Annotated in this window: 14 protein-coding genes and 1 riboswitch; of the genes, 3 read left to right on the top strand and 11 right to left on the bottom strand. The window is 65.1% G+C overall.

Annotation, left to right across the window (positions count from 1 at the left end; all coding sequences use genetic code 11):
• The 3 genes from AC25M7_RS05000 to AC25M7_RS04990 form a co-directional block, all read right to left on the bottom strand.
• Positions 1-1584: a sensor domain-containing diguanylate cyclase gene (locus AC25M7_RS05000; protein ID WP_028691657.1), complete on the bottom strand. Its 1584-nt coding sequence runs from the start codon at positions 1582-1584 to the stop codon at positions 1-3.
• Between the two features lie 149 nt (positions 1585-1733).
• Entirely contained in the window at positions 1734-2222 is a 489-nt protein-coding gene (locus AC25M7_RS04995; protein WP_486970797.1) for a hypothetical protein, read from the bottom strand.
• 58 nt (positions 2223-2280) lie between these two features.
• A complete protein-coding gene (locus AC25M7_RS04990; protein ID WP_155952705.1) occupies positions 2281-2436 on the bottom strand; it encodes a hypothetical protein in 156 nt (51 codons plus the stop codon).
• Positions 2437-2604: 168 nt separating this feature from the next.
• Between AC25M7_RS04990 and AC25M7_RS04985 the strand changes: the two genes are divergently transcribed.
• Both AC25M7_RS04985 and AC25M7_RS04980 read left to right on the top strand, forming a co-directional pair.
• Positions 2605-2895, top strand: a complete 291-nt coding sequence (locus tag AC25M7_RS04985) for a hypothetical protein (RefSeq protein WP_486970796.1) — start codon at positions 2605-2607, stop codon at positions 2893-2895.
• Positions 2868-3188: a hypothetical protein gene (locus AC25M7_RS04980; protein WP_028691652.1), complete on the top strand. Its 321-nt coding sequence runs from the start codon at positions 2868-2870 to the stop codon at positions 3186-3188. Before AC25M7_RS04985 ends, AC25M7_RS04980 begins: the two co-directional genes overlap by 28 nt.
• 70 nt (positions 3189-3258) lie before the next feature.
• On the opposite strand, the gene AC25M7_RS04975 is transcribed toward AC25M7_RS04980, so the two are convergent.
• The 5 genes from AC25M7_RS04975 to AC25M7_RS04955 all read right to left on the bottom strand — a co-directional run bounded on the left by AC25M7_RS04975 (position 3259) and on the right by AC25M7_RS04955 (position 8586).
• Positions 3259-4044, bottom strand: coding sequence for an ABC transporter ATP-binding protein (locus AC25M7_RS04975; RefSeq protein WP_197867461.1), 786 nt, complete (start codon positions 4042-4044; stop codon positions 3259-3261).
• Complete coding sequence (locus AC25M7_RS04970; RefSeq protein ID WP_186597150.1) at positions 4041-5057, bottom strand: FecCD family ABC transporter permease; 1017 nt, start codon at positions 5055-5057, stop codon at positions 4041-4043. Before AC25M7_RS04970 ends, AC25M7_RS04975 begins: the two co-directional genes overlap by 4 nt.
• On the bottom strand, positions 5054-6067 hold the full coding sequence (locus AC25M7_RS04965; protein ID WP_486970795.1) for an ABC transporter substrate-binding protein: 1014 nt from the start codon (positions 6065-6067) through the stop codon (positions 5054-5056). The genes AC25M7_RS04970 and AC25M7_RS04965 overlap by 4 nt, the downstream gene beginning before the upstream one ends.
• Positions 6068-6181: 114 nt before the next feature.
• Positions 6182-6379, bottom strand: a riboswitch (cobalamin riboswitch).
• A 27-nt stretch (positions 6380-6406) separates the two neighbouring features.
• Positions 6407-7567, bottom strand: a complete 1161-nt coding sequence (locus tag AC25M7_RS04960; protein ID WP_486970794.1) for an acetyltransferase domain-containing protein — start codon at positions 7565-7567, stop codon at positions 6407-6409.
• Positions 7568-7665: 98 nt separating this feature from the next.
• A complete protein-coding gene (locus AC25M7_RS04955) occupies positions 7666-8586 on the bottom strand; it encodes a LysR family transcriptional regulator (protein ID WP_062573683.1) in 921 nt (306 codons plus the stop codon).
• A gap of 112 nt (positions 8587-8698) precedes the next feature.
• Here AC25M7_RS04955 and AC25M7_RS04950 point away from each other — a divergent pair, with 112 nt between their 5' ends.
• Positions 8699-9886: an MFS transporter gene (locus AC25M7_RS04950; RefSeq protein WP_486970793.1), complete on the top strand. Its 1188-nt coding sequence runs from the start codon at positions 8699-8701 to the stop codon at positions 9884-9886.
• Positions 9887-9889: 3 nt separating this feature from the next.
• Here the strand turns inward: AC25M7_RS04950 and AC25M7_RS04945 are convergent, their stop codons facing one another.
• The 3 genes from AC25M7_RS04945 to AC25M7_RS04935 form a co-directional block, all read right to left on the bottom strand.
• Complete coding sequence (locus AC25M7_RS04945) at positions 9890-10147, bottom strand: PAAR domain-containing protein (RefSeq protein ID WP_069017378.1); 258 nt, start codon at positions 10145-10147, stop codon at positions 9890-9892.
• A 203-nt stretch (positions 10148-10350) separates the two neighbouring features.
• A complete protein-coding gene (locus AC25M7_RS04940; protein WP_486970792.1) occupies positions 10351-11547 on the bottom strand; it encodes a DUF6708 domain-containing protein in 1197 nt (398 codons plus the stop codon).
• Positions 11547-14165, bottom strand: coding sequence for a T6SS effector BTH_I2691 family protein (locus tag AC25M7_RS04935; RefSeq protein ID WP_486970791.1), 2619 nt, complete (start codon positions 14163-14165; stop codon positions 11547-11549). Before AC25M7_RS04935 ends, AC25M7_RS04940 begins: the two co-directional genes overlap by 1 nt.
• Positions 14166-14300 lie beyond the last annotated feature (135 nt).

The following is a 14300-nucleotide window of genomic DNA, read 5'->3' as shown; positions in this document are numbered from 1 at the left end:
TCAGGCCGGGCTGTCGATGCAGACGCGGTTGCGTCCCTTCTGCTTGGCCTGGTATAGCGCCTTGTCGGCCCTGGCCAGGGCGTCGGCAGGCGTGCCAGCGTCGCGGGGCTGCCAGCTGGCCACACCCAGGGAGATGGTGACGGTACCGGTCGGTACGATCGGGGTGTGCTCGACCGTCAGGCGCAGGTGGCCGGCGACAGCTGTCGCCACCTCCAGGCCGGCACCCGGCAGCAGCATGAGGAACTCCTCGCCGCCGGTACGGCACAGCACGTCGCCTTCGCGGCAGGTCCCGCGCATCAGCCTGGCCAGCTGCTGCAGCACACGGTCGCCGGCATCGTGGCCGTGGCTGTCGTTGATCCGCTTGAAGTGATCAATGTCCAGCACCACCACGGCAAACCCGCACTGCTCGGCCTGTTGCACCCGCAGTGCCTGTTGCAGCCCGCGCCGGTTGACCAGCCCTGTCAGCGGGTCGGTCTGGGCATCTCGGTTGAGCCGGCCGATGCGCTCCTGCAGCAGGTTCACGCCGAACAACAGGGCACGCTTGAGCTCCGCGGCCTCTGCATACCAGGCACGGACCTGGTGGATGCGTTCGGTGGTCTGCTGTTGGCCCATGCCCCGGGCGACACTGGCCAACTGCCGCAGCGGGTGGGCGATGACTTGCGTGAGCCAGTACAGCAGCAGGCAGCCGAGCAGCGCCAGCGGCGCGGAAATCACCACTACATTGAGGATCAGCTGGCGAAGCGGTTCCACGGTTTGGCGCAGTGGCTGCTGGGCGACGATGGTCCAGCCGGCACTGGGTACCGTGGCGAACCCGGCGAGCATCTCCACGCCCTGGCTGTTGACCAGGCGCCGGGTGCCATGGTCGAGGTTCGGCAGGTCGTCGAGCAGCGCGTTGTCGCCTACCAGGGTGCCGACCCGTTTGCTGTCGGGGTGAAACAGCAGCCGGCGGTTGCGGTCGACCACGTACAGGTACGAGCCGTTCTGGTAGAAGTGCGTGCCCAGCAGGCTGTTGAGCAGGTTGCGTTCGCGCAGGTACAGGCTGCCGCCGATATAGCCGTGGTAGTGGCCGCTGGCGTCGAAGATCGGTTGCGAGAGCACCACCAGCAGGTTGTCGGCCGCCGACAGGAAAGGTGTGGAGACCAGCGTGCGGCGCTCGCGCAAGGCTTGCCGGGCGCCGGGTGAGGTTGCCTGGCTGCCGGCCAGGTGCTGCAGCGGTGCGGGCGATAGCGAGCGCACGGTCCCCTGGGCGTCGACCCGCAGGGTGGAGTTGAACAGGTTGCTCTGTTGCTGCAGGCGGTCGATCTCAGCTTGCACCAGGCTGTCGTCGTCCGGGTGCAGGCCACTTTGCCGGGCGCCGTAGGCCAGTTGCTGCAGGGCATTGACCAGGGTGGTCTCGGTCACGGCGGCCAGCTTGGCGGCATAGGCCCGGTTGGCCTCCAGGGCGCTGTCGATCAGCAGCTGCCGTTGTACCCGGTAACTGGCGAAATAGCTGGCCAGCAGCATGACCAGGGCCGTGGTGGCGCAAAGGGCGAGTATGAGGGTGCGCAGGTCGGGGCGCGGTCCGTGCGGGGTGAAATATCGCAATCCTTGGCCTCGTCGGATACAGCGGAAAACGCACCTTACGCGCTTGGACCAAAGTGGACCATGCTTGAGCGCAATTGCAGGGTTGGAGGACAAAGGTGGCTCCGGTTTCCCACGGGGCTCACGGAATTATCCTCCCATGTTACCTACGTTCAGGGGGCAGTCTGCTCCAGCGCCTGCAGGTCGTCCTCGACTTGTTGCATGCGCTCCTGCACCAAGGCCTGGACCTTGGCGTCGCTGGCGCTTTCGCGCATCAGCGTGGTGAGCTTCTCGCTCAGGCGCTTGCCTTCCTCGCTCTGGCCCAGTTCCCTGGCCTTTGCCGGATCGCGGGTGGCCTGAACGATAAGGTCGAACTCGGCATCGCTGAAGTGCTCTTCGCTGTAGAGCCTGAACAGGTCACGGCGCTGGTCGTCGACGGTCAGGTGCTTGCGCAGCACGTCCTTGATCTTGTCCTGGGGCACCTGCGCATGGGTCATGGCCAGCAGCCCGGCCATGCGCTCGATGTTGTGGTCGTAGGCTTCCTGCAGGGGCAGGTTGGCGAGGATCTTTTCCTCGCGGCTGGGCTTCTGGTCGCAGGCGGCGAGGGCGGCGAGGGCGGCGAGCAGCAACACTGGGAGCAGTAGACGGGGCAGGCGGGGCATAGTGGGGCCTTGGGCACGGTAAGGCCTGGGAGTGTACTGCAATCCCGTGATCGAGGAATCAGCGTTGCAGCGGATTGCGCAGGCGTACCCAGAGGATCGCCGGCAGGGCCATCAGCAACCATTTCAGGTAGCGGTTGACTTCGTAGTGTTCACAGGCCACGCCGATGAGGGTGCAGACCACCACCACGGCCACGAACTGGATCATTCTTTCCATCAGCAGGTTTCCATCATTGCAGGGGCCGGACGGGCCGCGGGGCGCACTGTAGCAGGAGACGCAGGTAGCGCAGGTCGGCATGCCACACGGCGTAACACTTTTGCGCCGCTGGCAGGTGCCAGGTTGGCTATTGTGCGGCAATCCCGCCAGCCAGGGAAGGTAGCCCCCATGACCCTCTACAAAGGTGGCTTGCCAGCGTTCTGCGCCACCTGCGGCAGTTCCCTCGGCGCCATTGATGATGCGCCGACGGTGGCCTTGCTGCTGGGCAGCTTCGATGCCAAGGGCGACCAGGCGCTGCGCCCGGCACGCGCGTCTGTACAGTCTGACAGATCCTTCCAGCCTTCCTGCACAACACTCAACACCGCGTTCATTTTCATTCTCGCTGTATTCGCCTACCGTCTCCTTCCACCCCCATCACAAGGAGATCACGCATGCCTGAGCTTGCGTTGTACAAGGTGAAACTGCTGGATGAATTCGAGGCCCGCGAGGACGACTGGAGCTTCAGCCACTTCGAGCGCCGCCTGACCCAGGTCAAGCCTGCCGCCAACTACCAGGATGCCAAAGGCATTATCAAGGCCGCCCACCTGGCGAACAACTGGCCGAAAACGGTCCGGCGCTACCTGCTGAGCAACTACCGATTCCACGGCAATGTCAGCAGTGAGCTGACTGAAACCTTCGTGCAGGTGCTGGCGGGCATGACGCCGTTGGAGCTGCAGGCGTGGAGGTTGCCGCCTGCAGGATACATGGGCTGAGATGCAGGCTGTAACCTCTGCTCAGCGCTATGACAAACGATGCTGGGGTCGCGAAGCGGCTCCAGCGCTTTCAGGCGCGAAACCGCAGTACCCGCGCCCCATCATACGGATCGATCAGGTAGTGGGCCTGAACCCCGAATGTCGCCAATATCCGCTCCGGTGTCAGCACCACCTCCGGTATCCCCAAGGCAACCAACCGTCCTTGGTCAAGCACCGCCAACCGGTCACAAGTCAACGCCTGGTTGAGATCATGCAAGGCCACCAGGGTCGTCACCGACAGCGCTTGAACCTGCCGCAGCAGGCTCAGTTGATGCTGGATATCAAGATGATTGGTCGGCTCGTCCAGTAGCAGTACCTGCGGCCGCTGGGCCAGGGCCCGGGCGATGTGCACGCGCTGGCGTTCGCCGCCGGACAGCTCGCCCCACAGGCGCCGACGCAGGTGGCCGGCGTCGGCGTCGGCCAGGGCCTGCTCGACGATGGCACGGTCGTCCGCGCCGAACGGCGCCAGGGCCGACAGCCACGGTGTGCGGCCGAGTGCCACGGCGTCGTAGACGCTGATGGCGTCCAGGGTATCGGCCTGCTGTTCGACCAGCGCCAGGCTTTGCGCAACCCGGCGACGCGGCATGCGCTCCAGCGCCTCGCCCAGCAAACGCACGCTGCCGCTGCTGGGCGTGCGCAGGCCGGCGAGCAGCTTGAGCAGGGTTGACTTGCCCGATCCGTTGGGGCCGACCACACCGAGGGTCTCGCCGGGCATCACGCTCAGGTCGATGTCTTGCAGCACTTCGCGGCCGCCCAGGCGCAGGCCCAGCCCCTCGCAGACAAGCGGGGCGTTGGCGAGGGCGGTCATCACGGTCATGGACGCCCCCGGCGGCTGACCAGGATCAGCGCGAACACTGGCGCGCCGATCAAGGCGGTGACCACGCCCACCGGGATCACCTGGCCGGCGATCAGGGTCCGCGAGAGGATGTCGGCAACAATCAGGAACAACGCACCGCCCAGCGCGCTGGCCGGCAGTAGGCGGCTGTGCCCGGGGCCGAGCAGAAGGCGCAGGGCGTGGGGGATGACCAGGCCGACGAAGCCGATGGCACCGACGATCGAGACCATCACCGCAGTCACCAGCGCCGTGCAACTGATCAGCAACAATTGCGTGCGCCGCACCGGCACGCCCAGCGAGGCCGCCGAATCGGCACCGAAGGTGAAGGCGTCCAGTGCCCGGCGGTGCCACAGGCACACCGCCAGCCCGAGCACGGCCACCGGCAGCGCTAGCCAGACCGACGGCCAGCGCACGCCGCTGAGGTTGCCCAGCAGCCAGAACAGGATGCCCCGGGCCTGTTCGGCGGTGGCCGACTTGGTGATCAGAAAGGCCGTCAGCGCGTTGAACAGTTGCGAGCCGGCGATGCCGGCGAGGATCACCTGCGCATTGTCGTGTCGGCTGCCGCTGGCCCGCGACAGCACCAGTACCAGGGCGAACGCGGCCAGCGCACCGATGAAGGCACCGGCCGACAGCGACAGCACCGCGCCGCCCAGGCCGAACAGCCCCACCGCCACGGCACCGGTCGAGGCGCCTGCCGACAGGCCCAGCAGGTACGGCTCGGCCAGCGGGTTGCGCAGCAGCGCCTGGAGGATCACCCCGCAGGTCGCCAGCCCCGCGCCACAGGCGGCGGCCACCAGGGTGCGCGGGAGGCGGTAGTTCCAGACGATGCCGGCGTCGATGGGGTCGAGCGCATGGCCGGCCTGCCACAGCTGGTTGGCCAGTACCTGCCAGACCACCTCGGCGCTGATCCGCGTCTCGCCGATGGCGATCCCGGCGAGCATGGCCAGGCACAGAGCGAACAGCGCGAAGGCACTGATGGGCAGCAAACGGTTCATGGTTGTGGCGCTTTACCACTGGCAAAGGCGCTGGACAGCACCTCCAGGCCACGGAACAGGCGGATGCCGGCCTGCATGGCGTCGGCGTCGAGGACGATGATCCGGCCTTGCTTGACCGCGTCCATGTTGCGGGTCACCGGGTCGCTGCGCAGGAACTCGAGCTTTGTCTGGTAGTCGTCGGCGGGGTAGCGGCGGCGGTCCATGCGCGCGACGATCAGCCAGGTGGGGTTGGCCCTGGCCAGGGTCTCCCAGCCTACCGCCGGCCATTCTTCGCGGGACTCGACCACGTTGCGCACGCCGAGGGTCTGCAGCATGAAGTCGGCCACGCCCTGGCGACCAGCGACGTAAGGGTCGACCTTGAGGTCGGCGCTGGAGAACCAGAACAGCGCGCTGGTGTGACTCAGGTCCTGGCCGGCCAGGCGTTGCCGGGCCTGGTCCAGCTGGCCCTTGAGCTCGGCATTGAGGTGTTCGCCGCGATCCTGCACGTCGAAGATCTCGGCCAGCTGACTGACGCTCCTGTAGATGGTGTCGATCCTGAACGGCTGCAGGCGGGTACCGTCGGCGCCCACTAGGTTGTCCTTGCCTTCGCAGTCCGAGGGCAGCAGGTAGGTGGGAATGCCCAGCTCCGCGAACTGTTCGCGGGTGCCGACCGCGCCTTGGGCGCCGACCATCCATTCGAACTGCGCGGTCACCAGCTGCGGGCGCTTGCCGACCACCGCCTCGAAGCCCGGCTCGTTGTCAGCCAGGCGCTCGACCTTGTCGTTCTGCGCCTTGAACTCGGGCAGCACGTTGTTGAACCACAGCGAGGTGCCCGCCAGCCGCTCGCCCAGGCCCAGGGCATAGAGCAACTCGGTGCCGGCCTGGCCGATGGTCACCACGCGCTGCGGGGCCTGGGCGAAGGTCTGCGGCAAACCGCAGTTGTCGATGGTCAACGGGTAGCGGGTGGCGTCGGCGTGGGCCAGGCCCGCCAGTGACAGGCCGGCGAGCAGGGTGGCGAGGCGGTACGGCATGGTGGGGCGATCTCCTGTCGGGTGGTGCACGGAATGGCCCACGGACAGGCATCGCCAAGCGTCGCGCGGCAAGCACGCGGCCAGGGGCGGATGACCATCCCGGACACCCCGCCGGTTGGTGAATGCGTGCCGGCAGGTCTCCTGACTGGTGCGTCCTGGCCGGCGCCGGCCTTCCCGGGTCGGCAGACCCAGTGGCATCGATGGCGCAGGCTCGGCACCTACAGTTGCGGGGGCAGTTCCCTTTGGCCCGCCCTCGGCGCGCCCGGGATTCCCTTTTGATTCCGTGTGGAAACCGGCGGGCGGCATGGTAGACCATCGGGCCACCGGGTGAAAACGCTTTTACAGGTACTTGAGCCAGGCGATGTCGCGCCGCCGCGCCTTGAGCCGGGCGAAGCCGCGCACCGGCAGGTACAGGGCGATCGCCAGCAGCACCGCGACCAGCCACACCGCGCCGATGCCGTCGAAGCCGAAATGGCTGCCCTGGTTCAGGCCGAACAGCCCCACGCAGGCCACATACAGCAGCTTGAGCACATATAGGTGCAGCAGGTAGAAGAACATCGGCGCGGCGCCGAACACTGCCAGCGGGCCGATCCAACGGGCGTCTCCCGCACGCTCGAAAGTGCGCAGCAGCAACAGGCCAGCGCCCAGGGTCAAGGCCAGGAACAGCAGCGACGGCGGGTATTTGGTGATGTTGAAGAAGCTCATCAACGTCTGCCCGCCGTTGGCGTAGAAGGTCCACGGCGCCTCGCCGTAGCCATTGAGCAGGCGCAACACGACAAAGCCGAGCAGCAGCATCATGCCGCCCAGCAGCAAGCGCTGCTGGCGCTCGCCGGCATCGCTGCCGCGGCCGAACCAGGGGCCGAGCCCGTAGCCCAGGGCGATCACGCCGATCCATGGCAGCACCGGGTAGGAGGTACGCAGGCGCAAGCCGTCGGGCAGCTCCAGCCAGCTGCGCTCGTGCAGGATCGCCCAGGGTACATGCAGCGCCGAGTGCGGCGCGAAGTGCAGGCCATCGAGCAGGTTGTGGCCGGCGACGATCAGCGCGCCGAGGGCCAGCAGCAGCGGGCGTGGCAGCCACACCAGCAGCGACAGGGCGATCATGCTCAGGCCGATGGCCCAGATCACCTGCAGGTAGATCACGCTCGGCGGCAACTGGAAGGTCCAGGCGAAGTTGACCAGGCTGAGCTCCAGCAGCACCAGGAACAGGCCGCGCTTGAACAGGAACGTCGCTGCATCGCCCCGGCCTTGGTGCTTTTCGCCGTAAAGCCAGGCCGACAGCCCGGTGAGCAGCACGAACACCGGCGCGCACAGGTGCGCCAGGGTGCGGCTGATGAAGAGGCTGGGGTCGGTCGCGTCGATGGTCATCGGGTCGCTGACCTGACAGTGCAGGAAGAAGGTTTCGCGCACGTGGTCCAGCAGCATGAACAGGATCACCAGGCCGCGCAGGGCGTCGATGCTGTGCAGGCGTTGGCTGGGGAGGGCGGTCGGGAGGCTGGTCATCGAGGAGGGTCGCTGGCAGAGGTATCATTCAAATGAAATGTTATTTTATTTCATTTGTTTGTACCTTGATACAGCCATGCGCTGGCACTCCACTTGAATCAGCCCTGAATCAGTGGTCCCAGCCGCTCGGCCAGGGCCTGGACCGTCGCGCTCACCTTGGGCAGATGCCCACGGTTGCGACGCCAGGCCAGGTTGATCGGCAACCCCTCCATCGCGTACTCCGGCAGTACTTGCTGCAACGTCCCGGTGTCGAGCTGGCGCTGCACCAGCCAGGTCGGCAGTTGGGCAATGCCGTGCCCGGCGCTGATGGCCAGGGCCTGCCCCTCGGCATCGCCGATGGCCAGGCGGCCCGGCATCGGCCGCAGCTGCGCCAGGCCCGGGCGGGCGCCGGCGAAGTGCAGGGCCGGCGTGCTGCCGTCGGCGCAGGCGTAGAGCACACAGCCCTGGGCCTGCAACTGCTGCAGGTCGCGGGGCGTGCCGTGCCGGGCGAGGTAGGCGGGGGCGGCGCAGAACACCAGGCGCTGGCTGCCCAGGTAGCGGTGCTCGATGCCCGGCTGCCAAGTCTGTGGTCCACCGATGCGCACGACGATGTCGATGCCGTCCTCGGCCAGGTCGACGAAGCGGTCGGAGAGGGTGATGTGCGGTTGCAATCGCGGATGCAGCGCGGCGAAGTCGAGCACGGCGGGCAGTCCGTGCAGGCGGCCGAAGGTGGCCGGCAGGTCGATGCGCAGCTTGCCGCAGGGGGTCTTGTGCTCGTCGTTGAGGGCCAGTTCGGCCTCTTCGATCTCCGCCAGCACGCGGGTGCAGGTGCGGTAGTAGTCGGCGCCACTGTCGGTCAGGGCCAGGCGTCGGGTAGTGCGCTCGAACAGGCGTACCTGCAGGCGTTTCTCCAGGCGGGCCACGCCCTTGCTTACGGCGGAGCTGGTGAGGTTCATGCGCTCGGCGGCGGCGATGAAGCTGCCGGCGTTGGCCACGCTGACGAAGAAGTCGATGTCTTTCAGGCGTTCCGAGGCGGACATGGCATGGACTCGCGATTGCTGAATATTGTTCACTTGATAAGGGAATATCTACCAGTAATCGGAACAACATTCCAGATTAAGCTGGCCTGCCATTCATCGAGGATCGCAGTAGATGTCCACCTCCAGCTTGACCCATGCCACCCTGGCGCGGCCGGCGCCGCGTGCTGGGCTGTCGATCGGCCTGTTCGCCGTCGGCGGCTTTGCGGTGCTGACCACCGAGTTCCTGATTCTTGGCCTGCTGCCCGCGCTGGCACGTGACCTTGGACTGTCGGTGGCAGGCGCGGGCCAGTTGGTCACCCTGTTCGCGGTGACCGTGATGCTGTTCGGGCCGCCGCTCACCGCCTGGCTGTCGGCCCTGCCACGCAAGGGGCTGTTCATCGCCATCCTGCTGCTGTTCGCCGCCTCCAATGCGCTGTCGGCGCTGGCGCCGAACGTCTGGGTACTGGCCATGGCGCGGTTCCTCGCCGCGTTGGTCCTGCCGGTGTACTGGGGTACCGCCAGCGAAAGCGCCGGGCAACTGGTGGGCCAGGGGCGCGAGGGCTGGGCGGTGGCGCGGGTCTACTTGGGGATCACGGCGGCGTTCGTCTTTGGCATCCCGCTGGGCACCCTTGCCGCCGGGATGGTCGGCTGGCGCGGCAGCTTCTGGTTGCTCGCCGGGCTGTGCCTGCTGGTGGCGCTGCTGATGTTGGTCTGGCTGCCACCCCTGCCGGCGGTCCCGGCCCGCGCCGCGGGAGAGCGGCAGTCGGTGATTCTCAAGGACCGTCGTTTCATCGCCCATGTGCTGCTGTCGGCGCTGGTGTTCACCGCCATGTTCACTGCCTACACCTACCTGGCCGAGATCCTCGAACAGCTCGCCGCCGTGCCGGCCAACGCGGTCGGTTGGTGGCTGATGGGCTTTGGTCTGGTGGGCATGCTCGGCAACGCCCTGGCCGGACGGATCGTCGATCGCAGCCCGCTGCGGGCCACGCTGTTGCTGTTGGCGATGCTGGCCTTGGGCATGTGCCTGGTCACCCCGGTGATCGGCAACCCGCTGCTGCTGGTGGGCGCCCTGGCCCTGTGGGGCATCGCCTACACGGCGCTTTTCCCGGTGTGCCAGGTGCGGGTGATGCGGGCCGGCGCCAAGGCCCAGGCCCTGGCCGGGACCCTCAACGTGTCGGCGGCCAACGCGGGCATCGCCGCCGGTGCCGCGCTGGGGGGCGCGGCGATCCAGGGGCTTGGCCTGGCTGCGCTGGGGTATGTGGCCTGTGGGTTTGCGGTGCTGGCGTTGGTGGCCACGTTGGTACTGCAGAGAAGCGAATGAGGCCTAATCAACCATCCAGCCGATCTCGCCCTTCACCAGGGTTCCGCCATGGCTGGTGGTATCACCTTGGCGTGCAACGGCCCGGCCTTCGATGGCATGGTTCGCCGACCCTGTTTCGATGACGGCCCCACAACTGATCCTGTCGCCTACGCAGGCGACAGCCCTGCCATTGATCAATGTGGCCGTATGGCCTGAAACAACCTCGCCTGCGCCATGCAGGGGGCAGTCATGCTTGTGCCCGACTAGAACGATGGGTTTCATCACGCATGCTCCTTGTTTTCGTTGGGTGTAGGGATTCAAGCAGCGCCTTATTTGGCTTTGCACAGGGTGATTAGCGATTCGCGGGTATCGGATTGGATAAAGGTGTAGCCGCGCACTGCCGGGTTGTCGCAGTCATGGGGCGTCTCGCCACCATGCAGAGGCGTGGTGCGTTGGGCTCCATCTCGGTCAAGAACATCCCGCTTTTACGGCTGATCAATACTGTCGACCTCATGGGGCGCATCCTTCGCGATATCGGGAGTTTGACTTTGGCTCTTGGGCCGACGTTTAGAGACGCGGGGTTTTCTCTCCGGGCGTTTGCCTGGACGTATGGCCCAGAGGTAGGCGTTCTCCCGCAGTCTCTCCTGGATATGGGGTGGGTAATCGTCAACGGTGGTCACTGCCGGGATGGGTTTTCCCGGCAGGCCGGCTTCACGGATGATTTTGGGCCAGCGAGGTTTCCAGCACAGCAGGAGACTCAACCAGTGGCCTGTTCCGATGATCAGGAAGGCAGGAGAGAGCAGCACCAGACCGCACTTGATGACGCGTGGGGAACTGCGGAAGTAGTGGGTCAGGCCTTCGAACTGAGGCGTGAAGGCTTGCCAGGGCCAAGGGAAGTGCGAGGTGATGTGGGGGCGCGGTAGCCCCTCCGGTCCGTCATCCATGAAACGACGGACAAACTCCCATTCGGCTTGAAGCTCCGCGAAATTGTTCGCGGACTTGCCTACCAAGATCAGTTCAGGACGCAGTGTGCCGGTGAAGGCGGGCGACCATGTGAGTTCCAGCGGCATGCCCATGCCACCTGGTGGAGCATACTTCCTATCAGAGCCGCTGGACGATACGCCGTTCCACGGCAGCGTGACGATTCCTCCGCAGTAGGCCGGGCGGTGGAGGTAGACCTGTTGGGTGGTACGGTTGAAGCGTATCAACAGGTGGCGTGATGTGAACATTTCAAAACGTGTGAAACGAAAACCATACTTTAGGTAAAGCCATAAAAGGCATGGGTCCAGGCAGAGAAAGAAAATTGTGGTGACTAGGAGTTCTCCATACGGTTCGCCTTGATAGTTGTAGGTCAGTACGATTAACTTTTTAATGGCGTCAGTGGTGAAGTAGAACTCGAATGTGATTAGTGCTATGGCTGTAAGAGAAAGTATTGTGATCAACCCACGTTTATCCTCCCACATGCCGCAGCGCATTTCGAGCACGTGCTCGTTGTATACGTAGACTGGGCCACGGCTCTTTGGGGTTTCGCATACTGATTTTTTTGCGGCTGCAACGTATTCTTCGTCTTCGCTTTCATACACCCCTCTATTCTTGATTGTTTTGTTCTGCTTTTTAAAGGCTTCGCGTTCTTCTTTTGGGTCAATGGCTGCGAGCCATGAAAGCCATTCAAAAAAATACACTATATAACCTCGCTCATGGCGCTGAATAAGGCTTCTAGCTCTTCAGTGTCCTTCATGTATCCTTTGTTTGATGGTTTAAGGCGGAAGCAGCATTTGCTACACCATTTTTCCAGTGCGTCATCATCGACAATGAGCAAGGCTATAGTGGTGCCGAGTACAATGGCGCCGCCTATCCAGCTTAAGCGACTCAGAAACATCATGGCTGCACGGTTCGCGGCTAGTCGTGCGGAAAGAGTGGAAAGGGTAGCGTATAAGCTGCTTTTCCACGTCTGGCTCGAACTCACTGACAGCCACTGAAAAAGTGCACTTGCCTGTGAAAATGCTATTCCTCCCTGCCCTAAAAGTAGGGCGAACGTAGATGCAGCTCTTGTTCTGTACGCTGCTGCAAGCATTGACTTTGATCTGTTTTTTGCTTCTTCGGCATCTGAAACGTCCCATGCAATACTGACAACGCCACCCACCGCAGCCAACCCCGCCCCCCATAGCCGATAACGACCCAGGCTGATGTCCGCTCCCCGTGCAATCGCGCTGTTCCGCCCGACGCCCAGCAGGGACTGTTCCGTCCCCACCGCCAGTAGCTCGACCCCCCCCGCCGCACTGGCCAGTCCAGCAGCCACCACCTCGCTCCAGAAGCGCCGGTCCTTGTCATCCCGCTGCCCCTGCAACAGGAGCAGTCCCGCTTCCAGCAGGAGCAGGCCACTGGCCAGCCGAAGCCGATAGAACGAATGAGCATGAGCGCCCTGCAACGTCTCCACATAGGCGCGATCAAGGCGTCGGACCATGGGGGCCGCCACCCGTCCTCGCGAGGGGGTGTCACCCTCGAGTGCGTGTTCACTCAGGCGCAGCTTGATGGCTTGCTCGCCCAGCGAGGCAATGAGGTAGGTGCCCAGGCGCCGGTACAGCAGGCGATCCATGTTGCCGGGGGCGCCGGCCTGCAGGCTCTGGCGCCCCAGTTGACCCAGCCAGGCCAAGGCCCCGGCGGTGTTGAGGGCGCTGTGCTGGGCCAGCTGGTCGAGGTGGCCGTCCACCCGGCTGAACTGCGAGGCGAGTTCCTTGGCGTACTTGAGCGAGGTGTCCACCTGCTGCCAGTGATCGTATTCCGGCGGCAGTGCTTGCAGTGCCTGACGTGTCTGCTCCAGCACCTCGGCAATGGCGCGCTGGTTGAAGACGAAGGAACGCAGGGCCAGGTTGTCGGGCGTCAGCGTGTCGGCATGCCACCACTGGGCGAGCAGCCGCGCCCCGGCTGGCACGCCCTCCATGCCGACCACGCTGAGCCCGGTCTGGTGAGCGAAGCACAGGCCGCTGCGCAGGTCGTTCTCGTCGTAGTAGGCCAGGGCCGCGAGCAGCTGCTCAGATTGCAGCCAGACGAGGTGGTCGTCGGCCCGCACGTCGGCCAGGCGCTGCGCCTCGAGGCCGTGGGATTCGAACCAGGCCAGCTGGTCGTGCATGGCCTTGAGGTCGACGTGTGGCAGGTAGCGCGTTTCGAACTGCCGGGCGAACTCGCCGTTGTTCGCCCGGGCCTCAAGGTCCTGGCGCCTGAGTGCGCCTGCGGTATCGAGAATGCCTTCCTTGGCCTGCGCCCACCAGGCGGCCATCTGCGGGTTGGCGCCCTGATCGGCACCGGCGAGGTGGGCGCGCATGGCCTCTTTGTGACGGTCGACCAGCGCGGCGACCTTGCGCTCACTGAATTGCTGATGCAGTTCGGTGAAGGCCTGGGCGACCAGCACCTTGCGCTCGTTGCTGGGGCCGGGTTCTCCCGCGACCGACTCCGTGGCTTCCAGCCAATCCTTCAGGTGTTCCATGCCCGCGTTGCGCCAGGCATTGAGTTGCTGGGTGATGCCGATGGCATCTTCCACCACCACCGCGATACCACGGGCTTCGGGTTTGCCGGCAACCGGGCCCAGCATGTACCGGGCTGCCGTCAGCGAGTGGACGCTGGTTTCACTGAACAGCTGGTTGTCCAGCAGCTTGCGCAATGAGCTGTCGGTTTGCGCAGCGAAATCGGCGACCAGGTCCAGTTGGTCATGGCGCAGCACATAGGGCCTGGGCGTCGGGCAGCCAAGGCCGGTGAAAGCGGCGACATCCACGGCCGGCAGCCTGTCGCGTCGACGCAGCAGTTGCTGCTGGGCCGCTTCGGTCAACGGGTCGGGGCTGTAGAACAGGCGCAGCTCGGCCAGGTCTTCGAGGTCATGGACGTTGAACGCCAAGGCCGTATTGCGAATCATGTCGCGCAGGGTGTGGACATCTGTGGCGTCCGGCTCGGACTGCCCGGGGGCAACCAGCGATAAAGAACCGTTCGCCGCAATGCGATAGGGCGGGTGCAGGCTGTGCTGCCCGCTGCGCTTGCGTTTCTCCATGACGTACAGGAAGCCTTGGCGCAATGGCCGAATGGCATAGTCGGCCTGCTGGAGCGTGGCAACACTGTAGGGATGGCGCAGGTGATCGGGCAGGGTTGGCAAGCGCAGGCGCTGGCCGGTAGTGCCGGCAACGGCCGCATAGCGCAGGGGCAGGATGGTGAAGGTGCGCGTGCAATGGACGGCGGGCCCGCTGGCGAAGGGGGCCTCCAGGGCCTCGCAGGCTTGCCGATTGATTTCGAGCAGTTTGTTGAAGTCGAACATCCGATGTCCTCAGCGAAGCTGTTCATGCAGGCGTGTTAGTACCGAGCCCGTGGCTGTTGCAGCCAGCCACGGGCGACGTTACGCAGACCTGAAACACTAGCGAGGAACGGATTCTGGGTGGTCGACAGGGCTTCC

Source organism: Pseudomonas sp. P106(2024) (assembly GCF_057480815.1).
The sequence above is the reverse complement of the archived record's forward strand: the minus strand, read 5'-3'. Positions and strand labels throughout refer to the sequence as shown.

Excerpts from the sequence above, each read along its gene's own strand:
- AC25M7_RS04995 (WP_486970797.1), bottom strand. The coding sequence starts at position 2,222 with ATGCCCCGCCTGCCCCGTCTACTGCTCCCAGTGTTGCTGCTCGCCGCC.
- AC25M7_RS04990 (WP_155952705.1), bottom strand. The coding sequence starts at position 2,436 with ATGGAAAGAATGATCCAGTTCGTGGCCGTGGTGGTGGTCTGCACCCTC.
- AC25M7_RS04985 (WP_486970796.1), top strand. The coding sequence starts at position 2,605 with ATGACCCTCTACAAAGGTGGCTTGCCAGCGTTCTGCGCCACCTGCGGC.
- AC25M7_RS04980 (WP_028691652.1), top strand. The coding sequence starts at position 2,868 with ATGCCTGAGCTTGCGTTGTACAAGGTGAAACTGCTGGATGAATTCGAG.
- AC25M7_RS04975 (WP_197867461.1), bottom strand. The coding sequence starts at position 4,044 with ATGACCGTGATGACCGCCCTCGCCAACGCCCCGCTTGTCTGCGAGGGG.
- AC25M7_RS04970 (WP_186597150.1), bottom strand. The coding sequence starts at position 5,057 with ATGAACCGTTTGCTGCCCATCAGTGCCTTCGCGCTGTTCGCTCTGTGC.
- AC25M7_RS04965 (WP_486970795.1), bottom strand. The coding sequence starts at position 6,067 with ATGCCGTACCGCCTCGCCACCCTGCTCGCCGGCCTGTCACTGGCGGGC.
- AC25M7_RS04960 (WP_486970794.1), bottom strand. The coding sequence starts at position 7,567 with ATGACCAGCCTCCCGACCGCCCTCCCCAGCCAACGCCTGCACAGCATC.
- AC25M7_RS04955 (WP_062573683.1), bottom strand. The coding sequence starts at position 8,586 with ATGTCCGCCTCGGAACGCCTGAAAGACATCGACTTCTTCGTCAGCGTG.
- AC25M7_RS04950 (WP_486970793.1), top strand. The coding sequence starts at position 8,699 with ATGTCCACCTCCAGCTTGACCCATGCCACCCTGGCGCGGCCGGCGCCG.
- AC25M7_RS04945 (WP_069017378.1), bottom strand. The coding sequence starts at position 10,147 with ATGAAACCCATCGTTCTAGTCGGGCACAAGCATGACTGCCCCCTGCAT.
- AC25M7_RS04935 (WP_486970791.1), bottom strand. The coding sequence starts at position 14,165 with ATGTTCGACTTCAACAAACTGCTCGAAATCAATCGGCAAGCCTGCGAG.